Here is a 23,293-nt window from a genome sequence, read left to right on the forward strand (position 1 = left end):
GTGCGGGCACGATGGGGGGCGCTATGACGCTGACTGCCGCGCTGCCTCGAAGCGCCGACCCCGACACCCTCTTCGACGCGTTCGCCGGCTGGGCGTCCGCGCGCGGCCTGGACCTCTATCCGCACCAGGAGGAGGCGATCATCGAGATCGTCTCCGGCGCGAACGTGATCATGAATACGCCCACCGGTTCGGGCAAGAGCCTGGTCGCCATCGCGGCGCACTTCACCGCCCTGGCCGACGACCGGACGAGCTTCTACACCGCGCCGATCAAGGCCCTGGTGTCGGAGAAGTTCTTCGCGCTCTGCGAGGTGTTCGGCGCGGAGAACGTCGGCATGCTGACCGGCGACGCCAGCGTCAACGCCGACGCCCCGATCATCTGCTGCACCGCCGAGATCCTGGCCAACCTGGCGCTGCGCGAGGGCGCGCGGGCCGACGTCGGCCAGGTGGTGATGGACGAGTTCCACTTCTACGCCGAACCGGACCGGGGCTGGGCCTGGCAGGTGCCGATCATCGAGCTGCCGCAGGCGCAGTTCGTGCTGATGTCGGCCACCCTGGGCGACACCACCCGGTTCGTCGACGACCTGACCCGGCGCACCGGCCGGTCGACCGCCGTCGTCCGGTCGGCCGAGCGGCCGGTCCCGCTGATCTTCTCGTACGCGATGACGCCGCTGCACGAGACGCTGGAAGAGCTGCTGGAGACCAAGCAGGCCCCGGTGTACGTGGTGCACTTCACCCAGGCCGCCGCGCTGGAACGCGCCCAGGCGCTGATGAGCGTGAACGTCTGCACCCGGGCCGAGAAGGACATGATCGCCGCCGCGATCGGCAACTTCCGGTTCACCTCCGGCTTCGGCAAAACCCTGTCGCGGCTCGTGCGGCACGGCATCGGCGTGCACCACGCCGGCATGCTGCCCAAGTACCGCCGCCTGGTGGAGACCCTGGCCCAGGCCGGGCTACTGAAGGTCATCTGCGGCACCGACACCCTGGGCGTGGGCATCAACGTGCCGATCCGCACGGTGCTGTTCACCGGCCTGAGCAAGTACGACGGGGTACGCACCCGGCTGCTCAAGGCCCGCGAGTTCCACCAGATCGCCGGCCGGGCCGGTCGGGCCGGGTTCGACACCCTCGGCCGGGTCGTCGTGCAGGCCCCCGAGCACGTGATCGACAACGAGAAGGCCCTGGCCAAGGCCGGTGACGACCCGAAGAAGCGGCGCAAGGTGGTGAAGAAGAAGCCACCGGAGGGCTCGGTCGGCTGGGGCGAGCCGACGTTCCAGCGCCTGGTCGAGGCCGAGCCGGAGCCGCTCACCTCCAGCTTCCAGGTCAGCCACTCGATGCTGCTCAACGTGATCGGCCGCCCGGGCGACGCGTTCGCCTCGATGCGGCACCTGCTCACCGACAACCACGAGGACGCCGCCGCCCAGCGCCGGCACATCCGCCGGGCGATCGCCATCTACCGGGCGCTGCGGGCCGGCGGGGTGGTCGAGCAGCTCGACGAGCCCGACGAGACGGGCCGCCGGGTCCGGCTCACCGTCGACCTCCAGCTCGACTTCGCGCTCAACCAGCCGCTGTCGCCGCTGGCGCTGGCCGCCATCGAACTGCTCGACGTCGAGTCCCCGTCGTACGCCCTGGACGTGTTGAGCGTGATCGAGTCGATTCTCGACGACCCGCGCCAGGTGCTCTCCGCGCAGCAGTTCAAGGCGCGCGGCGAGGCGGTCGCCGCGATGAAGGCCGAGGGCATCGAGTACGAGGCCCGCATCGAGCTGCTCGACGAGGTGACCTGGCCCAAGCCGCTGGCGGAGCTGCTGCACGCCGCGTACGAGATGTACCGGCAGGGGCATCCGTGGGTCGCCGACCACCAGCTCTCCCCCAAGTCCGTCGTGCGGGACATGTACGAACGCGCGATGACCTTCGGCGAGTACGTGCAGTTCTACGGCCTGACCCGCTCCGAGGGCCTGGTGCTGCGCTACCTCGCCGACGCGTACAAGACGCTGCGGCAGACCGTGCCCGAGGACGCCAAGACCGAGGAACTGGTCGACCTCATCGAGTGGCTGGGTGAGCTGGTGCGGCAGGTCGACTCCAGCCTGATCGACGAGTGGGAGCGGCTGCGCAACCCCGCCGACGTCGCGGACGCCGCCCAGGCGCACGCGTCGCTTGAGGAGCGGGTGCCGGCGGTGACCCGCAACGCCCGCGCCTTCCGGGTGCTGGTCCGCAACGCGTTGTTCCGCCGGGTCGAGCTGGCCGCCCTGCGCCGCTGGTGGGACCTGGGCGAGCTGGACGGGGCGTCCGGGTGGGACGCCGACGCCTGGGCGCAGGCGCTGGAGCCGTACTTCGCGGCGTACGACGGGATCGGGGTGGGGCCGGACGCGCGTGGCCCGGCGCTGCTCATGATCGAGCAGGGCCGGGAGAAGTGGACCGTCCGGCAGATCCTGGACGATCCGGAGGGCGACCACGACTGGGGGATCAGCGCCGAGGTCGACCTGGCCGCCTCGGACGAGGTGGGAGCCGCCGTGGTCCGGGTGACGGACGTCGGGCAGCTCTGAATTTTCTCTTCGCGGGGGCCGTCCGGTGCGTCCGGACGGCCCCTTTTCTGCCCTGGGCGATGTCACACCCGTCGATTAGAATGTATGTACTAATCGAGTTCCTGACCTGGGAGGACGCTCGTGACCGCGCCCGTCAACGCCCCCCTCACGCCGTACGCCACCCTCCTCGGCTTCACCCGGTACGTCGACCGCACCGGGCCCACCAAGGCAAGCTTCGTCGGCGGGCTGCGCAAGCAGCGGGCCAGCCGGCACGGCTTCAACCCGCACGGCCAGTTCGTCAAGGCGCTCAAGGCCGACATCGCCTTCCACACCGGCGGCACCCACCTGGCCGGGGTGGCCGATCTGGTCAAGCCGCGCTGGCGTCCGCTCTACCAGGCACTGACGCCCGGCGCGACGGCGTGGCTGGAGTCGCTCGGCGAGCCGACCGGCATCGACCTGGCGCAGACCCGCGACGCCCTCGCGATGCTCGGCGACCTGCCCGTCAAGATCAACCCCCACTTCGGCATCCGGTACGCCGACGGCCACGCCGAGGCGGTGCGGCTGCACTTCGACGAGACCCCGCCGAGTGAGGAGGCGGCCCTGGCCACCCTGCACCTGATGGCCCGGCACATGGACGCGGTGCTGCCGCACGCCGAGCCGGTTCTGGTCGACGTGCGGCGCGGGGTGGCCCACCGGACGCCCGAGCACGTCAAGCCCGCACAGGTCGAGCAGTGGCTGGCCGGCGAGGCGGCCGCCTTCCGGGCCATCTGGTCCACCGCCGCCTGACCGCACCCCCGGCACACCCACCCATGCATTGACCTGCTTAATTGTTAAAGACAGATCGGACGGCAGCGTCGTCGTCCGATCTGTCTGTCGTTGCAGACTTCCCCAAAGACCGTTCCGATCACCACGGGGGCCGATACCGACCGTAGAGTGTTGCGGAATCATGTTCATCTGCCTCGATGTGTAATGGCGCAGGAAAAGCACCAGTCCGATCGGAGGTGGAATTCCCGGTGAGTCATGTCCGGTTCCGCTACTTCGCCGGCGCAGAATCGATCCCCCCTGATTTCGTCCACCGAATACGCACCGACCTGGCCCGGTCGATGCCCCGGCACCGGGTGGCCGACTACCTGACCACCAAACAGCACATCCTGCGGGAGAGCCACCACCTCGTCGCCGCCGAGACGGCCGAGGGTTGCGTCGGGCTCGTCGCCGCCACCCAACGCGACCCCGACGACCGCCCCTTCACCTACGTCGAGACCCTGCTGGTCGCCGAGGAACACCACGGGGGAACCGTCGCCTTCGGCCTCGTCTCCCGGCTCTTCCGCGAAATCACCCGCCGGCTCGGCGACTTTCCGGAACTGGTGGCGATGAAGACCTACACGCCGAAGGCGTACACGGTCATGCGCCGGTTCACCGTGCACGACGACATCCGCTGCTATCCGTCCCTCGACGGCTCCGATCCCGACGAGGTGCGCCGGCTGGCCGGCCGGCTGGCCGCCCGACTGTCACCGCAGTGCCGGTTCGATCCCCGTACCGGGGTGATCGTGCACGGCGGCGGCACGGTCGGCAGCGATTTCTGGCAGTACCGACCACGCTCCGGAAACCGGCGCGTCGACGAATTCTTCGCCGCCGAGGTCGGGGAATTCGACCGGGTGCTGTGCCTGGTGCACGCCCCGACCCCGGCCGCCCGCGCGGCACTGGCCGCGGCGTTACGTATCACCCCGGATCCGGCACCCCGACAGGAGATCGCGTGAACGACGTAACCATGTCCGGCGGCACGGCACGGGACTGGCTGGCCGGGAAGGGCTACCCGTTCACCGACAACGTCGCATTCCACCGCTCGGCCGGCGAGTTCGACGGGGGCGGCCAGTTCGGCGTCGAGATCCCGGCGGTGAACTCGATGCGCGACCTCGAAATCATGGTCAAACTGCTCAACGAGCACGGTGTCCGGGTCACCCGGTTCAACGAGACGTTGGGGTCCTTCCTGCTCTCGGACGCCGAACTGACCGACATGTTCGCGCTGTGCCGGGAGAACGACCACGGCATCGTGGTCAGCCTGGGCCCCCGCCCCGAGTACGACACGAAGAGCGCCTTCTACCGCACCGGCTTCGGCCTGGAGATGGGCCGGCAGATCAACAACAGCGACGGCATCCGCGCCTGCGTGGCCGAGGCGCTGCGGCTCGCGGCGCTCGGCTGCCGGGGCATCACCGTCTACGACATCGGCGTGCTGCGGGTGCTCGCGGAGCTGCGGTCGGACGGGCTGCTCCCGGCCGACCTGGTCTTCAAGACCTCCAGCCACTGCATGCCGACGAACCCCTTCCTGGCGCGGATCTTCGCCGAGAACGGCGCCGACAGCATCACCCTGGCGCACGACCTGGGCCTGCCGATGATCCAGGAGATCCGGCGACTCAACCCCGAACTGCCGATGGACGTGCCCACCGACGTCTACCGCACCAAGGGCGGCTTCATCCGGTTCTACGAGCTGGCCGAGATCGTCCAGATCGCCGCGCCGGTGATGCTCAAGATGGGCGCGAGCGTGCAGGAACACCCGTACGACCCGCCGAGTGAGGCACGGACCGTCGAACGGGTCCGGCGCGTCGCCCGCGGCCTGGAAATGCTCGACCGCCACCTTCCCGACAAGACCGCCATCTCCCGCCGCAGCCGGCAGTACGCGATTCCGGCCGCGGCGTCCGACCAATGACAGGGGCCGGCAAGCGCATGACCACGAACGAGCACGCCGCATTCAAGCAGGAGGTCGACGAACTGCTGCGGCAGATGGTGCAGCAGTTCTACCGCGAGGTCGAGGGCGCGGACCACCTCTTCCGGGCCAGGGACATCAACATGGCCTACTACCAGCGGCACGTCATCGAGATCATTCTCCGGCTGCGGATGAAGCGCTGGATCGACGCGCTGACCATCCACTACTTCACCAAGCACAACCCGGTGCTGGCCAAGAAGTGGTGTGCGTACACCGAGGACGAGATGCTGCACGACTCGATGTTCGCCAAGGACCTGGAACGGGTCGGGGTGAGCCGGGAGGAGATCTACTCGACCGAGCCGATGTTCTCCACCAAACTGCTCCAGGGCTACTTCTACTACGGCCTCGAACACGAGGGCCGGCCGTTGGCCTCGCTGTCCAGTTCGTACTTCATCGAGAACGTCTCGCTGATGACCCAGCCTGACTGGATCGAGAACGTCGAGCAGGTGCTCGGTGCGGGCATGGCCAAGGGGCAGCAGGCGCACGTCAACCACGACCTGGAGGACGACCACACCGATTTCGTGTGGGACGTGCTCATGACGTTCGTGCACACCGACGACGACCGGCGTCGGGTGGTGGAACACATCACCAACGTGTACCGGCTGTTCTGCGCCTTCTACACCGAGCTGTACCACCGCACCGTGCTCAAACAGGACGGCGCATTCGCGGTGGTGAAAGCGCTGACCACCCCCTGAGGAGACGAATCGCGGGTGGGTGCGGGTCACCTCGGGGCACCGGTGGCGGTGTTAGGGTCGGGCCCACCTTCCGTCGGACGGCGGTCGCGTCACCACCGGTGGCGTGACCGCCCGCCGACCTCCGCCGCCGAGGAGAATGATCGCGATGGCCGTCACCGGAAACCGTCGTGCCGTCGTTTCCGTCCAGAGCCGGGAATGCAGCCCCGACCTGTTGGAACGGTTGAGCGGGTCGACCCTGTTTCCCGAACGGCCGGTCGGGGCGGCGATCGTCGCGGTGGTGTGCCGGGGCGGCGGCTCGCTGCTCTACCTCACCGCGCCCCGGATGATCGACGCCGACCGCCAGGTGGACTACTTCCTCGGGCTGCTGCCGCAGGAGCCGGTCGACGGGCGGGACCCGCGTCGGGACCGGGTGGCCATCGGCAGCCTCGACGACTCCTCTCCCCGCTGGCTGAGCGACAAACTGCTCGACCCGACGAACCCGGCGGCCACCCGCCTGCGCGAGCGGGTGGCCGACTTCGTCGCCGCCGCCCGGCAGGCGGGCGACGAGGTCACGCTGAGCTACTTCGAACCGTCCCGAAACCTCCAGGACTACGCCGCCACCCTCGGCGTCCCCGGGGACCAGGCCGACGCCGGGTACATCCCGCTCGGCACCAAGAGCGCCGGTCGGGACATGTTCCGGGCGCTCGGCATCGAGGTGCCGGCGGGCACCCCCGGGTGCCACGACGTCGACACGCTCGCCGAGGCGGTAGCCGACCTCGTGCTGGCCGGGCGACGCCGGCTGGTGCTCAAGCTGAGCAGCACCGCGTACGGCGCCGGGATGGGCAACGCCACCGTCGACCTCACCGACGTCACCGGCACCGACCGCGCCGAGGTGGTCGCCGCCGTGGCCAAACGGCTGCCCGGCAGCCGGCTCGTCGACGGCAGGCTGAGCTGGGCGGAGTTCGCCGGGCTGATCCCTGACGCCGGCATCGTCGCCGAGGAGTTCGTCGAGGCCGACGAGCTGCGCAGCCCCAGCTTCCAGGGGCGGGTGACCCCCGCCGGTGCCGTCGAGTGCGTCTCCACCCACGACCAGGTGCTCGGCGGGGCGGGACTGACCTACGTCGGCAGCTCGTTCCCGGCCGACGCCGCCTACCGCGCCACCGTGGTCGAGTACGGCCTGCGCGTCGGCAGGTACCTGGTGGCACAGGGCGTCACCACCGGCGACTACGGCGTCGACTTCATCGCCGCCCGCCGGGGTGACACGTACCGGGTGCTCGGCTGCGAGCTGAACCTGCGCGCGACGGGGACCAAGCACGGTTTCGTGATGGCCAGCCACCTGCTCGACACCGTGCCGGACGCCGACGGCCGGCTGTTCACCGACACCCCCGACGGCCGCGCGGAGCGCGTCTACCAGGCGTCCGACTCGATCACCGACCCGTCGTTGGTGGGGCTGGCCCCGGCCCGGCTGATCGACGCCGTCGAGCGGTCACCGCTGCGCTACGACCACACCCGGCGCACCGGCACGGTGCTGCACATGCTCAGCGCGCTACCCACCTACGGCAAGTTCGGCGCGGTCTGCATCGGCCGGGACGCGGCCGATGCGGCGGAGCTGATGCGGGCCACCCGCGCCCTCGCCCTGGACGTGGCGGCCGGTAGCGCCTGAGCGCCCTGGCCCGCCGGTCAGCGGCCGACCGCCGGGCCCCGGGCTCAGTCCTCGGATGCGGGGCGGCTGGCCGGGACCGTCGGCATCGGCCACTGCCCCGTCCGGACGATGGCGGAGGCGTCGAGCCGCTGCTCGGCCCAGATGTAGGTGTCCGGCAGCAGATCGGCCACCGGCACCTTGCGCAGCGCGTCGAGCGGCCCGACGATGACCTGAATCGTCGGGTGGTAGTCGAGCAGCACCTGCCGGCACCGCCCGCACGGCGGGATCACCCCGCGCCCCCGGTCGCCCACCGCGACGATGGTCTCCAGCTCCCCCACGCCCTGGGTGGCGGCGGCGCCGATGGCCACCAGCTCCGCGCAGGGGCCACCGGTGAAGTGGAACAGGTTCACCCCGGTGAAGACCCGGCCGTCGGTGGTCCGGGCCGCCGCCGCGACGGTGTGGTTCTCGCTGCGGCAGCGCAGCTTGGCGACCGCCGTGGCGGCCTGGACCAGTGCGCGGTCGGTGTCCAGCATCGTCGTCGTCATCCGGCAGGCCCCCGTGGTCGCGTCGTCGGCGCTCAGCGTAGCCCGGCGGCGGCCCGTTTCCCGGGCAGCGCACCGGGGGACGTGACCGACCGCCCACCGCACCGCGCGCCCGCCCCCACCCGGCCCGCGACCTGCACCGGGAAGGCCGGGGGCACCCGACCCACCGGCGGCCGTGGGGCTGGCGGGGCGTAACCCGGGGGCGGTCCGGCCCTCGGCTGCCTATCCTTGGCGACGACATGCAGAATCCAGCCGCCTCCGGTCCCGCCGCGCCCGCCGACGCCCCGACCGCCCGTGAGCTGCACCGCCGGCTCACCCCGTTGATGTTCCGTGACCAGCGTCGCCTCCAGCGGCGGCTGGACGGGGTGCGCCGGCTACGCGACCCGCAGCGGCGCGACGAGGCGCTGGCCGAGATCGCCGGTGAGGTGTCCCGGGCGGAGGGCCGGCTGGCCACCCGGCGAGCCGCCGTGCCGACGATCACGTACCCCGCGCAGTTGCCGGTCAGCGAGCGTCGCGACGACATCGCCGCCGCGATCCGCGACCACCAGGTGGTGATCGTGGCCGGCGAGACCGGCTCCGGCAAGACCACCCAACTGCCCAAGATCTGCCTGGAGCTGGGACGCGGGATCACCGGCCTGATCGGGCACACCCAGCCCCGCCGGCTGGCCGCCCGGACGGTCGCCGACCGGATCGCCGAGGAGCTCGGCACCGAACTGGGCGACGTGGTCGGCTACAAGGTGCGCTTCACCGACCAGGTGAGTGACCGCAGCCTGGTCAAGCTGATGACCGACGGCATCCTGCTGGCCGAGTTGCAGACCGACCGGATGCTGCGCCAGTACGACACGTTGATCATCGACGAGGCGCACGAACGCAGCCTCAACATCGACTTCATCCTCGGCTACCTGCGCCAGCTGCTGCCCCGGCGTCCCGACCTCAAGGTGGTCATCACCTCGGCGACCATCGAGACCGCCCGGTTCGCCGAGCACTTCGCCGACGCCGACGGGCGGCCCGCGCCGGTGGTGGAGGTCTCCGGGCGGACGTACCCGGTGGAGGTGCGCTACCGGCCGCTGGTGGAGGTCACCGAGGGCGACGACGACGGGGGCGACGACGAGGAGAACGTCCGCGACCAGATCCAGGCGATCGGCGACGCGGTGCAGGAGCTGGCCGCCGAGGGGCCTGGCGACATCCTGGTCTTCCTCAGCGGCGAACGGGAGATCCGGGACACCGCCGAGGCGCTGGGCAAGCTGACCCAGTCGAAGCGCGCGCTGCTCGGTACCGAGATCCTGCCGCTGTACGCCCGGCTGTCGGCAGCCGAGCAGCACCGGGTCTTCGCCCCGCACGCCGGACGCCGGGTGGTGCTCGCCACGAACGTCGCGGAGACCTCGCTGACCGTGCCCGGCATCAGGTACGTGGTGGACCCGGGTTCGGCCCGGATCTCCCGCTACTCCAGCCGGCTCAAGGTGCAGCGGCTGCCCATCGAGCCGGTCTCCCAGGCGTCGGCCAACCAACGCAAGGGCCGCTGCGGCCGGACCTCGGACGGCATCTGCATCCGGCTCTACGACGAGCAGGACTTCGCCTCCCGGCCGGAGTTCACCGACCCGGAGATCCTGCGTACCAACCTCGCCTCGGTCATCCTCCAGATGACCGCGATCGGCCTCGGTGACCTCGCCGCGTTCCCGTTCATCGACCCGCCGGACCGGCGCAACGTCACCGACGGGGTCAACCTGCTGCACGAACTGGGCGCGCTGGACCCGACCGAGACCGACCCGGCCAGGCGGCTCACCCCGCTGGGCCGGCGGCTGGCCCAGCTCCCGGTCGACCCCCGGCTGGCCCGGATGGTCATCGAGGGGGAACGCAACGGCTGCGCCACCGAGGTGCTGGTGATCGCCGCCGCGCTGTCGATCCAGGACCCCCGGGAACGGCCGGCGGACAAGCAGGCCCAGGCCGACCAGGCGCACGCCCGGTTCACCGACAAAGAGTCCGACTTCGTGTCGCTGCTCAACCTGTGGCGGTACCTGCGCGAGCAGCAGCGGGAGCTGTCCTCCAGCGCGTTCCGCCGGATGTGCCGGGCCGAATACCTCAACTACCTGCGGGTCCGCGAGTGGCAGGACATCGTCGCCCAGTTGCGCCAGGTGCTGCGTACCCCGGAGCAGGGTGACGGGCGACGGGGCCGGCGGGGCGCGGCGCAGCCCCCGGCCGACGGTGGCCGGCGCGGGGTCGCCGCCGACCTGCCGGAGGAGATCGACACCCCGAAGGTGCACCAGTCGCTGCTGCCCGGCCTGCTGTCGCACATCGGGCTCAAGGACGCCCAGAAGCACGAGTACCTGGGTGCGCGGGGGGCGAAGTTCGCCATCTTCCCCGGTTCGGCGCTGTTCAAGAAGCCGCCGCGCTGGGTGATGGCCGCCGAGCTGGTGGAGACCTCCCGGCTGTGGGGGCGGGTCGCCGGGCGGGTGGAGCCGGAGTGGGTCGAGCCGCTGGCCCAGCACCTGGTCAGACGCAGCTACAGCGAGCCGCACTGGGAGAAGAAGCAGGCCGCCGTGATGGCCTACGAGAAGGTCACCCTGTACGGCGTCCCGCTGGTCACCTCCCGCAAGGTCAACTTCGGTCGGATCGACCCGGTGCTCAGCCGGGAGCTGTTCATCAGGCACGCCCTGGTGGAGGGCGACTGGCAGACCCACCACCAGTTCTGGCGGGACAACGAGAAGCTCCGCACCGAGATCGAGGAACTGGAGAACCGGGCCCGCCGCCGGGACATCCTGGTCGACGACGAGAGCATCTTCGCCTTCTACGACCAGCGCATCCCCGCCGACGTGGTCTCCGGGCGGCACTTCGACGCCTGGTGGAAGACCGCCCGTCGGGAGCAGCCCGACCTGCTCACCTTCACCCGGGAGCTGCTGGTCAACGCCGGGCGGGGTGGGGTCGACGAGGCCGACTTCCCGGACGAGTGGCGGGCCGACGGGGTGACCCTGCCGCTGACGTACACCTTCGACCCGACCGCGCCCACCGACGGCGTCACCGTCGACATCCCGTTGCCGCTGCTCAACCAGGTGCCGGCGGAGAGCTTCGACTGGCAGGTGCCGGGGCTGCGGGAGGAGCTGGTGATCGCGCTGATCCGGACGCTGCCCAAGGCGGTGCGGCGCAACTTCGTCCCGGTGCCCGACCACGCCCGTGCGGCGCTCGCCGCGATCACCCCCGGTGAGGAGCCGCTGCTGGACGCGTTGACCCGGCAACTGCGCCGGATGACCGGGGTGACCGTGCCCCGGGAAGCGTGGGAGCCGGCGAAGCTGCCGCCGCACCTGCGGGTGACGTTCCGGGTGATCGGTGACGCGGACCAGCCGGTCGCCGAGGGCAAGGACCTGTCGGCCCTGCAACGCCAGCTCCGCCAGGAGGTACGCCAGGTGGTGGCCGCCGCCGCGCCGGAGCTGGCCCGGACCGGGCTGACCGGGTGGACCATCGGCACCCTGCCGCGCACCATCGAGCAGGTCCGGGCCGGATACGCGGTGACCGCCTACCCGGCGCTGGTGGACGAGGGCACGACGGTCGGGGTGAAGGTCTTCGACTCCGAGGCCGAGCAGGCCGCCGCGCACTGGGCGGGCACCCGGCGGCTGCTGCGGCTGACGGTGCCGTCACCGGCGCAGTTCCTGCAGGGGCGGCTGAGCAACGAGGCGAAGCTGGCGTTGAGCCGTAATCCGCACGGCGGGGTGCAGCAGCTCATCGCCGACGCCGCCGGGGCCGCCATCGACAAGCTGATCGCCGACGCGGGTGGGCCGGCCTGGGACGCCGACGGTTTCGCCGCGCTGCGCGACCGGGTCCGCGCCGACCTGGTCGACACGGTCGTGGAGGTGATGGGCCGGGTCCGTCAGGTGCTCGCCGCCGCGTACGCGGTGGAACAGCGGCTCGGCGCGACCCGCAACCTGGCGGTGGTGGCCGCCCTGGCCGACCTGCGCCAGCAGCTCACCGGCCTGGTGCACGACGGTTTCATCACCGAGACCGGGTACGCCCGGCTGCCCGACCTGCTGCGCTACCTGACCGCGATGGAACGCCGGCTGGACCGGCTGACCGCCAACCCGCAGCGGGACAAACAGCAGCAGGACCGGATCGCCGCCGTGCAGCAGGAGTACCGGGACCTGGTGGCCGCGCTGCCCCCGGCGCGCCGTGCCTCGGCGCCGGTGCGGCAGATCCGCTGGATGATCGAGGAACTGCGGGTGAACGTCTTCGCGCAGGCCCTCGGTACCCCCTATCCGGTCTCCGAGCAGCGCATCTATCGCGCGATGGACGACGCCGAGGGGCGCTGATCAGGGCAACGGCTCCACGCCCGGCGGCAGGTCGCTGGTACTGGTGGCCGCGTGCACGTAGTCGAGCAGGATGCGCCGCAGTTCCCGTCCGGCGTGGGTGGGTACGATGTCGCGGCGGCGGGCCACCGCGATGGTCCGACGCACCCCGGGCGGGGCGAGCCGGGTGACCCGGATGCCGGGGCGGCGGCTGACCACGATGCCCGGCACCAGGGCGATGCCCAGTCCCGCCTCGACGAAGCTGAGCACGGCGTCCATCTCGCCGCCGTCGACCGAGAAGGTGGGCTCGAAGCCGGCCTCCCGGCACGCCTGGATGGTGGCGTCGCGCAGGTCGTAGCCCTCGCGGAACATCACCAGGGGTTGGTCGCGCAGGTCGGTGATCCGCAGCTCACCGCTGACCAGCGCGGCGGGCAGCGGCTCCACCGAGGCGATCACCAGGCTCTCCCGCAGGATCGGGTCGACCCGCAGTCCGGGGTCGGCCCCCTGCGCGGGCATGATGATCAGGGCGAGGTCGAGGTCGCCGCGCAGCAGGTCGCGGACGAGGTCCTGCGAGCCGCCCTCCTCGACCCGCAGGTCGACGGCGGGGTGGGCGTCGCGGAACCGGCGCAGCACCGGTGGGGCGAGCGAGGTGGCCAGGCTGGGTGTGGCCCCGAGCCGGACCCGGCCCCGGCGCAGGCCGACCAGTTCCTGCACCTCCCGGGTGGCGGTGTCGACGTCGGCGAGGATGCGTTTGGCCAGCGGCAGCAGCACCTCCCCGGCGGCGGTGAGGGCGATGTTGCCGCGTACCCGCTCGAACAGGGGGGCGCCGAGGGTGGTCTCCAGAGCGTGAACTTGCTTACTCAACGACGGCTGGGTTATGCCGACGATGTCGGCGGCTTGGGTGAAATGTCGTACTTCAGCCACTGCGACGAAGTACCTCAGCTGATGGAGCTGCATCTTCATAGCTTACGGCTATCGAGACTGCGACTTCGATGCATTGGACGACTGATTGCCGGGCTCCTAGCGTCGGTCAGGTGGTAATCACGAAAACTCGGTCGCCCATCCGCTCCAACGTCGGCCTCAAGGCCGTCATGGCGGTGACGGGCATCATGCTCGTGCTGTTCCTCGTCGCCCACATGCTCGGCAACCTCAAGGTGTTCACCGGCGAGACCTCGTTCGACCACTACGCGCACTGGCTGCGCGACATCGGCAAGCCGCTGCTGCCCGGGGTCTGGTTCCTGTGGATCCTGCGCACCGCGCTGGTGGTGGCCGTGATCGGGCACATCTGGGCGGCGACCGTGCTGGCCGTCCGGGCCCGCGCCGCCCGCCCGGTGCGCTACGCCCACCGCAAGAAGGTCCAGGGCAGCTACGCCGCGCGCACCATGCGCTGGGGCGGAGTGATCATCCTGCTGTTCGTGATCTACCACATCCTGGACCTGACCACCGGCACGCTCAACCCGGTCGGCGACGCCAGCAACCCGTACGGCAACGTGGTCGCCGACTTCGCCCCGGACCGCTGGTACGTGACGCTGTTCTACACGCTGGCGATCGTCACCGTCGGCTTCCACCTGCGGCACGGGGTGTTCTCCGCGTTGCGCAGCCTCGGCCAGCAGACCCCCCGGGGCGAGCGCCGGGCCCGCACCGCCGCGCTGGTCTTCGCCGTGGTGCTCTGCGCCGGCTACCTGGTGGTCCCGTTCGCCGTACTCACCGGATTGGTGTCCTGACATGGAACTCTTCACCGAGGGCGAGCCGATCGCCGACACGAAGGCTCCCGACGGCCCGGTCGAGAAGCGCTGGGAGACCCGCCGCTTCGAGGCCAAACTGGTCAACCCGGCGAACCGGCGCAAGCTGACGGTGATCGTGGTGGGCACCGGCCTGGCCGGTGGCTCCGCCGCCGCCACCCTCGCCGAGCAGGGCTACCGGGTGCGCAGCTACTGCTACCAGGACAGCCCGCGCCGGGCCCACTCGATCGCCGCGCAGGGCGGCATCAACGCCGCCAAGAACTATCGCAACGACGGCGACTCGGTGCACCGGCTCTTCTACGACACGGTCAAGGGCGGCGACTTCCGCTCCCGCGAGTCGAACGTGCACCGGCTCGCCGAGGTGTCGGTCAACATCATCGACCAGTGCGTCGCCCAGGGCGTCCCGTTCGCCCGCGAGTACGGCGGGCTGCTGGACACCCGTTCCTTCGGCGGCGCGCAGGTGCAGCGCACCTTCTACGCCCGGGGCCAGACGGGCCAGCAGCTGCTGCTCGGCGCGTACCAGGCGCTGGAGCGGCAGATCGGCCTGGGCAACGTGGAGATGCACACCCGGCACGAAATGCTGGAACTGGTCGTCGTGGACGGCCGGGCCCGGGGCATCGTGGTCCGGGACATGGTCACCGGTGAGATCAGCACCGAGATGGCCGACGCGGTGGTGCTCGCCTCCGGCGGCTACGGCAACGTCTTCTACCTCTCCACCAACGCCAAGGGCTGCAACGTCACCGCCTCCTGGCGGGCGCACCGCAAGGGCGCGTACTTCGCCAACCCCTGCTACACCCAGATCCACCCGACCTGCATCCCGGTCTCCGGCGACCACCAGTCGAAGCTGACCCTGATGAGCGAGTCGCTGCGCAACGACGGCCGGGTCTGGGTGCCGAAGGCCAAGGGCGACGACCGCGACCCCCGGCAGATCCCGGAGGACGAGCGGGACTACTACCTGGAGCGGATCTACCCGTCGTTCGGCAACCTGGTCCCCCGCGACATCGCCTCCCGGGCCGCCAAGAACGTCTGCGACGAGGGCCGGGGCGTCGGGCCGACAAAGCTCGGGGTCTACCTCGACTTCGCCGACGCGATCGAACGGCTCGGCCGCAGGGCCATCGAGGCCAAGTACGGCAACCTGTTCGAGATGTACGAGCGGATCACCGGCGAGGACCCGTACCAGGTGCCGATGCGGATCTACCCGGCCGTGCACTACACGATGGGCGGGCTGTGGGTCGACTACGACCTCCAGTCGACCATCCCCGGCCTGTTCGTCATCGGTGAGGCCAACTTCTCCGACCACGGCGCGAACCGGCTCGGCGCGTCGGCGCTGATGCAGGGCCTGGCCGACGGGTACTTCGTGCTGCCCACCACCATCGCCCACTACCTGGCCTCCGGGCCGCTGGACAAGGTCGACGCCAGCCACCCGGCGGCGGTGCAGGCCCGGCGCGACGTGGAGGACCGGATCGCCCGGCTGCTGGCCGTGAACGGCGACCGGACGGTGGACTCGTTCCACCGGGAGCTGGGCCAGATCATGTGGGAACACTGCGGCATGGAGCGCTCCGAGGCCGGGCTGCGCAAGGCCATCGACGAGATCCGGGCGCTGCGGGAGCAGTTCTGGAAGCGGGTCCGGGTGCCGGGCGACGGCGAGGGGCTCAACCAGTCGCTGGAGAAGGCCGGCCGGGTGGCCGACTTCTTCGAGCTGGCCGAGCTGATGTGCATCGACGCCCTGCACCGCGAGGAGTCCTGCGGCGGCCACTTCCGGGCCGAGCACCAGACCCCCGACGGTGAGGCGCAGCGCGACGACGACCGGTTCGCCTACGTGGCGGCCTGGGAGTTCACCGGCACCGGTGAGCCGGCCGTGCTGCACAAGGAAGACCTGAAGTTCGAGTACGTCCACCCCACGCAGCGGAGCTACAAGTGAACCTGACCCTGCGCATCTGGCGTCAGTCCGGCCCCCAGGACAAGGGGCGGATGGTGACCTACCCGGTCGACGACGTCTCCCCCGACATGTCGTTCCTGGAGATGCTCGACGTGCTCAACGAGCGGCTGATCCTCGCCGGGGAGGAGCCGGTCGCGTTCGACCACGACTGCCGCGAGGGCATCTGCGGCATGTGCGGCCTCATGATCAACGGGGACGCGCACGGGCCGCAGCGCGGCACCACCGCCTGCCAACTCCACATGCGGCAGTTCAAAGACGGCGAGACGATCGACATCGAGCCGTGGCGGGCCCGCGCCTTCCCGGTGATCAAGGATCTGGTGGTCAACCGGAGTGCCTTCGACAAGATCATCGCGGCCGGTGGGTACATCACCGCGCCGACCGGCAGCGCCCCCGAGGCGCACGCCGCGCCGGTGGCCAAGGCCAACGCCGACGCCGCCTTCGAGTCGGCCGCCTGCATCGGCTGCGGCGCCTGCGTGGCGGCCTGCCCCAACGGCTCCGGCATGCTCTTCACCGCCGCCAAGGTCACCCAGCTCTCGCTGCTGCCGCAGGGCCAGCCGGAGCGCTACACCCGGGTGATCGGCATGGTCGACGCGCACGACGAGGCCGGCTTCGGCGGCTGCACCAACGCCGGCGAGTGCACCGCGGTCTGCCCCAAGGGCATCCCGCTGAACACCATCGGCCGGCTCAACCGGGACTACCTCACCGCCACCGCCAAGCGCGGCGACACCCCCGGTTCCTGAACACCTGAGCCCCACCGCGACCGCCGTACCCCGCCCGGGTGCGGCGGTCGCGCCGTTCCCGGGCCGTGGTCGCCCCGGGGCAGGTGGGACCGGGGTCGCTGGTTCAAGCGCCTCCCTCGGGGTAGCAGTCCCGTCGACGGCACCGAGAGGGGATTTCAGGCATGAAGGCACTGACCTGGCACGGCCGGCACGACGTCCGGGTGGACGACGTACCGGACCCCCGGATCGAGGAACCGACCGACGCGGTCGTCCGGATCACCTCGACCGCGATCTGCGGCTCCGACCTGCACCTGTACGAGGTGCTCGGGCCGTACCTGAAGCCCGGTGACATCCTCGGGCACGAGCCGATGGGCATCGTCGAGGAGGTCGGCTCCGGGGTGACCCGGCTCAAGCCCGGCGACCGGGTGGTCGTCCCGTTCAACATCGCCTGCGGGCACTGCTGGATGTGCGAGCGGCAGCTCTACGCCCAGTGCGAGACGACCCAGGTGACCGCCGAGGGCAAGGGCGCGTCGCTGTTCGGCTACACCTCCCTCTACGGCTCCGTCCCCGGCGGGCAGGCCGAGTACCTGCGGGTCCCGCAGGCCCAGTTCGGCCCGATCACCATCCCGCAGACCGGGGCCGACGAGCGCTACCTCTACCTCAGCGACATCCTGCCCACCGCCTGGCAGGCGGTGAGGTACGCCGACACCCCGCCCGGCGGCACCCTGGCCGTGTTCGGGCTCGGCCCGGTCGGACAGTTCTGCGCCCGGATCGGCCGGCACCTCGGCGCGGGCCGGGTGATCGGGCTGGACCTGGTGCCGGAGCGGCTGGAGATGGCCCGCCGGCACGGCATCGAGACGCTCGACGTCAGCCAGCTCGACGACGTCCCCGGCGCGCTGATCGACCTGGTCGACGGGCGCGGCCCGGACGCGGTGATCGACGCGGTCGGCATGGAGGCGCACGGCTCCACCAGCGGCAAGCTGGCCCAGAGCGCCGCCGGTCTGCTGCCGGACAAGCTGGCCCAGACGATGATCGACAAGGTCGCCGTGGACCGGCTGACCGTGCTCAAGGCCGCCCTCAAGGCCGTCCGGCGCGGCGGCACCGTCTCGATCTCCGGGGTGTACGGCGGCGAGGTGGACCCGATGCCGCTGATGGAGATGTTCGACCGGGGCATCCAGCTGCGGATGGGCCAGTGCCACGTACGCCGGTGGACCGACGAGATCCTGCCGCTGCTGTCCGGCGACGACGACCCGCTGGGCGTGGAGGACCTGCATACCCACCGGCTGCCGCTGGTGGACGCGCCGAAGGCGTACGAGATGTTCCAGAAGAAGTCCGACGGCTGCGTCAAGGTCGTGCTGGCCCCGTGAGCCGGGTGGTGGTGGTAACCGGGGCCACCAGCGGCATCGGCCGCGCGGCGGCCCTGGAGTTCGCCGGGCGCGGGGACCGGCTGGTCCTCGCCGCCCGCTCCCCCGAGAGCCTGGCCGAGGTACGCCGGGAGTGCCACGACGCCGGCGCCGGGCGGGTACGCACGGTGCCCACCGACGTCACCGACCCCGACGCGCTCGACGCCCTGGCCGACACGGCGGAACACGAGTTCGGCCGGATCGACGTGTGGGTGCACACCGCGGCGGTGATGGCGTACGGCCGGTTCGAGGAACTCCCGGCGGAGGTCTTCGACCGGGTGGTCCGCACCGACCTGCTCGGCGCGGCCGGTGTCCTCCGGGTGGCGCTGCGCCGGTTCCGGGCGGCCGGCGGGGGCACCCTGATCCTCACCGGCTCGGTCCTCGGGCACGTCACCGCCCCCTACATGAGCGGCTACGTGACCAGCAAGTGGGGCCTTCAGGGGCTGGTCCGCACCGTGCAGCAGGAGGCCCGGGAACTTCCCGGGGTGCACGTCTGCCTGATCACCCCGGGCAGTGTGGACACCCCGGTCTACCAGCGGGCGGCGAACTACCTGGGGCGGGCCGGCCGGCCGCCGCTGCCGGTCACCACCCCGCAGCGGGTGGCGCGGGCCGTCGCCCGCTGCGCCGACCGGCCCCGCCGGGAGGTGTCGGTGGGCCGGGTCAACCTGCTCATGCGGGGTGGCTTCACTCTCCTGCCGGGCGTGTACGACGCGCTCGTCGGGCCGCTGATGCGGCGCGGCGGGCTGACCGGGCGGGCCGTCGCCCCGCACGACGGCGTCGTGTTCGCCCCGGACCCGGCCGGCGCGGCGGTACGCGGCGGCTGGCTGCCGGAGCTGTCCGCCCTGCTGCGCCGGTCCGGCGTACCGGCCGGCAGGACTGCCGCCGCGGTCGGTACGGGGGTGGCGGTCGCGGCCGGGACGGCGCTGGCGGTCGGGACGGCACTCGCGGCGGGTGGGGCGGCCCGACGGCGACGGCGTTGAGCGGCCCCCCACGGACCCGGCCACTCACCTAGAGTGGTGGCCCGGAGACAGCTCCGGGCCACCACGCGACGGGAGAGGCATGACCAGCAGGGTGAACCGCAGGACCGCGCTGGGCCTCGGCACGGCCGCCACGGCCGGGGCGGTGCTCGTCGGCAGTGCGGCGTCGGCCGCCGGCCGCCCCGGCAAGTCCGCCACCGCCCAGGCGAGCCCGGAACTCGTCGCCCCGCGGATCGCTGCGGCCTTCCAACGGGAGAAGTCGCTGACCGGCGGCAACTGGCAGGTCCACCTCAGCCTGGAGAACGGCGTCACCCCGCTGGTCGCGGTCTCCGAGTCCGCCGACCGGCGGGTCGAGGCGTACAGCGTCAACAAGATCGCGGTGGCCGTCGCGGTGCTCGACCGGATCGACCGGGGGCTGCTCACCCTCGACCAGCGGGTCGAGGTGGCCGCCTCGACCGTGGTGCCCGGCGGGGACGGCATCTTCGTCCTGGACACCGCCTACCCCAGTTCGGTGACCGTCGGGCACGTGCTGGCCAACCTGCTCACCGTCTCCGACGACACCGCGTCGCGGCTGTGCGGCCTGGTCTGCCCGGCCGCCGAGATCAACCGCACCCTGGCCGCCAAGGGTTTCCCCAACACCCAGGTGCAGCCGCTGTCCGACCCCCACCGGTTCTATCTCGGCACCAGCACCGCCCGGGAGACGCACACGCTGCTGCGCGCCCTGGTCGCCGGCACGTTGCTGTCGCCGTCGTCGACCGCCCTCGTGCTCAAGCTGTTGCGCTCCCCGGTCGCCTTCACCGACGGCATCCGGCGCACCATGTCCTCGGCGGAGCGGGCCCGGGTGGCCACCAAGGCGGGTTGGTTCGTCGACGCCCGGCACGAGGCCGGTGTGGTCTTCGACACCACCGGGGCGGCCGTGCTGACCTACGTGCTCTTCGCCGACGGCCAGGCCGACCGGGACAATTTCGGCGCCACCCACCCGGTGGTGCAGGCCCGGGCCCGCCTCGGGCGGTTCTTCCTGGACGCTACCGCGCAGCTCAGGGGCACCGCCGACGCGCCCCGGCACCGGGTGGCCCGGCAGCGACCCAGCAACGGCGGCTGACCGGCCCTGCCGTCCGCTCCGCCACCCGGGCCTCCCACCGCCCGGCGTCCGGGCCGCTCACCGGCCCGGTCTCCCGCCGCCCGGCCTCCGAAGCGGGGCGGACCGTGGCTCGACGTGGGCGGGAGCGGCCGGCGGTGACTACCGTGTACTGCGGGACACCGGCGAGGGGGACGACACATGGGGAAAGCGGCGGAGCGCACGGCCGGGCGGACGCGCGGCGGGCAACTGTGGCAGGTGGCGGGACTGGCCGCGATCGCCGGCCTGGCGTGGACGGCCCGGGACGTGCCGGCGGCGCTGGGCGGCCGGCTGACCGGGGCCCGCGCCGAACGGGCCGCCCGGTCGGCGCAGTTCCGCGACGGCACCTTCCACAACCGGGTCGCCACCCGCACCATGCCCGGCGGCGATCCCGGCCGTAACCTGCTGCGGGAGCTGCTCTTCGGCCAGCAGCGTCGCCGCCCGACCGCCCCGGTCCCGCTGGTGCGGCCGGCCCCCGCCCGGACCACCGACGTCGAGCGGGAGCTGAACGTCGTCTGGTACGGCCACGCCTCGACGCTCGTCGAGATCGAGGGGCACCGGGTGCTGATCGACCCGGTGTGGAGCGACAGGTGCTCGCCGTCGGCCGCGGTGGGGCCGAAGCGGCTGCACGAACCCCCGGTACGCCTCGACGAGCTGCCCACCGTCGACGCCGTCCTCATCTCCCACGACCACTACGACCACCTCGACATGGCCACCGTCCGGGAGCTGGTCCGCCGGCAGTCGGCGCCGTTCCTGGTGCCGCTGGGCGTCGGCGCGCACCTCGACCGGTGGGGGGTGCCCGAGCACCGGATCGTCGAGCTGGACTGGTCGGAAGGGCACCGGGTCGGCGGCCTGGAGATCACCGCCACCGCCGCCCAGCACTTCTCCGGCCGGGGGCTGCGCCGCGACGGCACGCTGTGGAGTTCGTGGGTGGTCGCCGGGGAACACCGGAAGGTCTTCTACACCGGCGACTCCGGCTACTTCGACGGTTACGCCGAGATCGGCGCGGAGCACGGGCCGTTCGACGTGACGCTGATGCAGATCGGCGCGTACGACCGGGCCTGGCCGGGCATCCACATGTTCCCCGAGGAGGCCGTCGCCGCCCACCTCGACCTGCGCGGCGACCTGCTCGTCCCGGTGCACTGGGCAACCTTCAACCTGGCCCTGCACGACTGGTCCGAGCCGGTGGACCGGCTCTGGGCCGAGGCCAAGGCGCGCGGCGTACGGCTGGCGGTGCCCCGTCCCGGCGAGCGGGTGGTGGTCGACGACCCGTCGGCGGTCGACGGCTGGTGGCAGACGGTCGCCTGACCGCAGGCCTACCGCGCCGGTCGCCGGAGAGCGCAGGCCCGCCGCTCAGAGCACGAAGGCGTCGGTCCACAGCGCGCCGGAGCGGCCCGACAGCACGTCCAGCATCGCCGCCGCCTGCCCGTCGGTGAGCTGGGCGACGAAGTCGACGATGGCCCGCCCCCGGGCCCGGGAGATCCGGTCCGGGGTACGCGGGTGCAGCTCCGCCTCGGCCAGCTCGACCAGGTCGGGCAGGCGGCGGGGCAGCCGGGACTCCTCCTCGGGGTCGAGCAGCCACTCCCACAGCGACTCGACCAGGGTGCCCAGCAGCCGGGCCTGGCCCCGCTGGTGCAGGGCCAGGTCGGGGCGGGCCAGCACGAAGCGGTGGTGCACGAACTTGAGCACCTGCACCTCGTGCCACTGGGCGCGGGCCAGCAGCACGTGGCCGGAGCGCACGTCCGGGGCGGCGGTCACCGTGATCGCGTCGACCAGCCGGGTGGTCCACCGGGCCGAGAACCGGGCCACGTACTGCTCCGCCTCGATCGAGCCGTCGAAGGGCAGCGCCAGCAGCCCGTCCACCAGTTCCTCGCGGACGTGCTCGACGGCGGCGGCGAACGCGTCGTCGTCGGCGATCCAGGCGTCCTTGCGGTGCAGTTGCCGGCGCAGCGCCTCGATCGCCGAACCGGGCCGGCGGGCCGCGCCGGTCAACGCGGCGTCGGTGACCGCCCGCAGGTGTCCGCCCTCGCGCTGCCAGGCCATCAGCTCGGCGGCGACGGTGCCCTGCTGGAGCACCCCCACCCGGTAGAAGTCCTCCACGTCGTGGATGGCGTACGCGATGTCGTCGGCGGTGTCCATCACCGACGCCTCGACGGTCTGCTGCCACGGCGCGACCCGCCCGGCGAACGGCGCGCGGGCCTGCCGCAGGTCGGCGAGTTCCGTGCCGTACGCGCCGAACTTCACCGAGCCGCTGTCCGGGTCGTCCGGCGGGGCGGCGGCGCCCCGGGGCGCGGGTCGCAGGTGCCGGGGGTGCGGGTCGGGGTGGTCCAGCCTGGTCCACGGGTACTTCAGCATCGCCGCCCGGACGGCGGCGGTCAGGTCGAGGCCCGTGGTGGCCGCGCCGCGGATCTCGGTGCTGGTGACGATCCGGTACGACTGGGCGTTGCCCTCGAAGCCGTCGGCCAGCCCGAGCCGCTGCCGGGCCAGCCGGTCGAGCACCCGTTCCCCCAGGTGCCCGAACGGCGGGTGGCCGAGGTCGTGGGCGAGGGCGGCGGCCTCCACCACGTCCGGGTCGCAGCCGCCCAGCTTGTCCAGCAGGTCCCGGTACATCGGGTCGGCGGTCAGCCGTTCGGCGATCGCGCGGGCCACCTGGGCGACCTTGAGACTGTGGGTGAGCCGGTTGTGCACCAGCAGCCCGGAGCCGACCGGGCTGATCACCTGGGTCACCCCGCCGAGCCGGGCGAAGAACGGTGAGGCGACGATCCGGTCCCGGTCGGCCCGGAACGGGCTCGCGGCCAGGTCGCCGAGGGCTCGGGCGCTGCCACCGAAGAGCCGACGGGCACGCGGGTCCGCAGGTTGGTCCATGATCGCCACGCTAGCGCAGCCGACCGCCCGGCCGCGCCGGCTCGCACCGGGCCGGCGGGCGGGCCGGGGCCGGCGGGCGGGCCGGGGCCGGCGGGCGGGCCGGGGCCGGCGGGCGGGCCGGCCGG

At 72.0% G+C, this 23,293-nt stretch carries 17 protein-coding genes; 14 read left to right on the top strand and 3 right to left on the bottom strand.

Annotated features, from left to right (window positions below; translation table 11 throughout):
- The first annotated feature begins 23 nt into the window (after positions 1 to 23).
- The 6 genes from ACN260_RS19410 to ACN260_RS19435 all read left to right on the top strand — a co-directional run bounded on the left by ACN260_RS19410 (position 24) and on the right by ACN260_RS19435 (position 7,614).
- Positions 24 to 2,537: a DEAD/DEAH box helicase gene (locus ACN260_RS19410; protein ID WP_422752444.1), complete on the top strand. Its 2,514-nt coding sequence runs from the start codon at positions 24 to 26 to the stop codon at positions 2,535 to 2,537.
- A gap of 120 nt (positions 2,538 to 2,657) precedes the next feature.
- Positions 2,658 to 3,302, top strand: a complete 645-nt coding sequence (locus ACN260_RS19415) for a hypothetical protein (protein WP_422752445.1) — start codon at positions 2,658 to 2,660, stop codon at positions 3,300 to 3,302.
- A 227-nt stretch (positions 3,303 to 3,529) separates the two neighbouring features.
- A complete protein-coding gene (locus ACN260_RS19420; protein WP_422752446.1) occupies positions 3,530 to 4,273 on the top strand; it encodes a GNAT family N-acetyltransferase in 744 nt (247 codons plus the stop codon).
- A complete protein-coding gene (locus ACN260_RS19425) occupies positions 4,270 to 5,220 on the top strand; it encodes a hypothetical protein (protein WP_422752447.1) in 951 nt (316 codons plus the stop codon). Before ACN260_RS19420 ends, ACN260_RS19425 begins: the two co-directional genes overlap by 4 nt.
- A gap of 17 nt (positions 5,221 to 5,237) precedes the next feature.
- Positions 5,238 to 5,972, top strand: coding sequence for an iron-containing redox enzyme family protein (locus tag ACN260_RS19430; RefSeq protein WP_088646256.1), 735 nt, complete (start codon positions 5,238 to 5,240; stop codon positions 5,970 to 5,972).
- Positions 5,973 to 6,117: 145 nt separating this feature from the next.
- Entirely contained in the window at positions 6,118 to 7,614 is a 1,497-nt protein-coding gene (locus tag ACN260_RS19435; RefSeq protein ID WP_422752448.1) for a peptide ligase PGM1-related protein, read from the top strand.
- Positions 7,615 to 7,658: 44 nt separating this feature from the next.
- On the opposite strand, the gene ACN260_RS19440 is transcribed toward ACN260_RS19435, so the two are convergent.
- Positions 7,659 to 8,138, bottom strand: a complete 480-nt coding sequence (locus tag ACN260_RS19440; protein ID WP_364311827.1) for a cytidine deaminase family protein — start codon at positions 8,136 to 8,138, stop codon at positions 7,659 to 7,661.
- A gap of 236 nt (positions 8,139 to 8,374) precedes the next feature.
- Here ACN260_RS19440 and hrpA point away from each other — a divergent pair, with 236 nt between their 5' ends.
- Positions 8,375 to 12,430, top strand: a complete 4,056-nt coding sequence (gene hrpA / locus ACN260_RS19445) for an ATP-dependent RNA helicase HrpA (protein ID WP_422752449.1) — start codon at positions 8,375 to 8,377, stop codon at positions 12,428 to 12,430.
- On the opposite strand, the gene ACN260_RS19450 is transcribed toward hrpA, so the two are convergent.
- Positions 12,431 to 13,369 carry a LysR family transcriptional regulator gene (locus tag ACN260_RS19450; protein WP_422752450.1) on the bottom strand — a complete coding sequence of 313 codons (939 nt, stop codon included), beginning with the start codon at positions 13,367 to 13,369 and terminating at the stop codon, positions 12,431 to 12,433.
- Positions 13,370 to 13,398: 29 nt separating this feature from the next.
- Between ACN260_RS19450 and ACN260_RS19455 the strand changes: the two genes are divergently transcribed.
- From ACN260_RS19455 to ACN260_RS19485, 7 genes are all read left to right on the top strand, one after another.
- Positions 13,399 to 14,130, top strand: a complete 732-nt coding sequence (locus ACN260_RS19455) for a succinate dehydrogenase cytochrome b subunit (protein WP_204927929.1) — start codon at positions 13,399 to 13,401, stop codon at positions 14,128 to 14,130.
- Position 14,131: 1 nt separating this feature from the next.
- The gene (locus ACN260_RS19460; protein WP_422752451.1) at positions 14,132 to 16,069 is read left to right on the top strand and encodes a fumarate reductase/succinate dehydrogenase flavoprotein subunit; all 1,938 of its coding nucleotides are present in this window, start codon (positions 14,132 to 14,134) and stop codon (positions 16,067 to 16,069) included.
- Positions 16,066 to 16,827, top strand: coding sequence for a succinate dehydrogenase/fumarate reductase iron-sulfur subunit (locus tag ACN260_RS19465; protein WP_088646263.1), 762 nt, complete (start codon positions 16,066 to 16,068; stop codon positions 16,825 to 16,827). Before ACN260_RS19460 ends, ACN260_RS19465 begins: the two co-directional genes overlap by 4 nt.
- Positions 16,828 to 16,988: 161 nt before the next feature.
- Positions 16,989 to 18,173: a zinc-dependent alcohol dehydrogenase gene (locus tag ACN260_RS19470; protein ID WP_422752452.1), complete on the top strand. Its 1,185-nt coding sequence runs from the start codon at positions 16,989 to 16,991 to the stop codon at positions 18,171 to 18,173.
- Positions 18,170 to 19,189, top strand: coding sequence for an SDR family NAD(P)-dependent oxidoreductase (locus ACN260_RS19475; protein ID WP_422752453.1), 1,020 nt, complete (start codon positions 18,170 to 18,172; stop codon positions 19,187 to 19,189). Before ACN260_RS19470 ends, ACN260_RS19475 begins: the two co-directional genes overlap by 4 nt.
- A 79-nt stretch (positions 19,190 to 19,268) precedes the next feature.
- Entirely contained in the window at positions 19,269 to 20,288 is a 1,020-nt protein-coding gene (locus ACN260_RS19480) for a serine hydrolase (RefSeq protein WP_422752454.1), read from the top strand.
- Positions 20,289 to 20,465: 177 nt separating this feature from the next.
- Complete coding sequence (locus ACN260_RS19485) at positions 20,466 to 21,611, top strand: MBL fold metallo-hydrolase (RefSeq protein WP_422752455.1); 1,146 nt, start codon at positions 20,466 to 20,468, stop codon at positions 21,609 to 21,611.
- 45 nt (positions 21,612 to 21,656) lie between these two features.
- Here ACN260_RS19485 and ACN260_RS19490 read toward each other — a convergent pair whose 3' ends face one another.
- Positions 21,657 to 23,168, bottom strand: coding sequence for a deoxyguanosinetriphosphate triphosphohydrolase family protein (locus tag ACN260_RS19490; RefSeq protein ID WP_422752456.1), 1,512 nt, complete (start codon positions 23,166 to 23,168; stop codon positions 21,657 to 21,659).
- Positions 23,169 to 23,293 lie beyond the last annotated feature (125 nt).

This window comes from Micromonospora sp. WMMD708 (genome assembly GCF_049315245.1).
GTDB classification, from domain to species: domain Bacteria; phylum Actinomycetota; class Actinomycetes; order Mycobacteriales; family Micromonosporaceae; genus Micromonospora; species Micromonospora wenchangensis.

Coding starts and splice junctions, on each gene's coding strand:
- ACN260_RS19490 (WP_422752456.1), bottom strand. CDS start 23,168: ATGGACCAACCTGCGGACCCGCGTGCCCGTCGGCTCTTCGGTGGCAGC.
- ACN260_RS19480 (WP_422752454.1), top strand. CDS start 19,269: ATGACCAGCAGGGTGAACCGCAGGACCGCGCTGGGCCTCGGCACGGCC.
- ACN260_RS19435 (WP_422752448.1), top strand. CDS start 6,118: ATGGCCGTCACCGGAAACCGTCGTGCCGTCGTTTCCGTCCAGAGCCGG.
- ACN260_RS19455 (WP_204927929.1), top strand. CDS start 13,399: ATGCATTGGACGACTGATTGCCGGGCTCCTAGCGTCGGTCAGGTGGTA.
- ACN260_RS19470 (WP_422752452.1), top strand. CDS start 16,989: ATGAAGGCACTGACCTGGCACGGCCGGCACGACGTCCGGGTGGACGAC.
- ACN260_RS19440 (WP_364311827.1), bottom strand. CDS start 8,138: ATGACGACGACGATGCTGGACACCGACCGCGCACTGGTCCAGGCCGCC.
- ACN260_RS19485 (WP_422752455.1), top strand. CDS start 20,466: ATGGGGAAAGCGGCGGAGCGCACGGCCGGGCGGACGCGCGGCGGGCAA.
- ACN260_RS19460 (WP_422752451.1), top strand. CDS start 14,132: ATGGAACTCTTCACCGAGGGCGAGCCGATCGCCGACACGAAGGCTCCC.
- ACN260_RS19430 (WP_088646256.1), top strand. CDS start 5,238: ATGACCACGAACGAGCACGCCGCATTCAAGCAGGAGGTCGACGAACTG.
- ACN260_RS19450 (WP_422752450.1), bottom strand. CDS start 13,369: ATGAAGATGCAGCTCCATCAGCTGAGGTACTTCGTCGCAGTGGCTGAA.
- hrpA (WP_422752449.1), top strand. CDS start 8,375: ATGCAGAATCCAGCCGCCTCCGGTCCCGCCGCGCCCGCCGACGCCCCG.
- ACN260_RS19410 (WP_422752444.1), top strand. CDS start 24: ATGACGCTGACTGCCGCGCTGCCTCGAAGCGCCGACCCCGACACCCTC.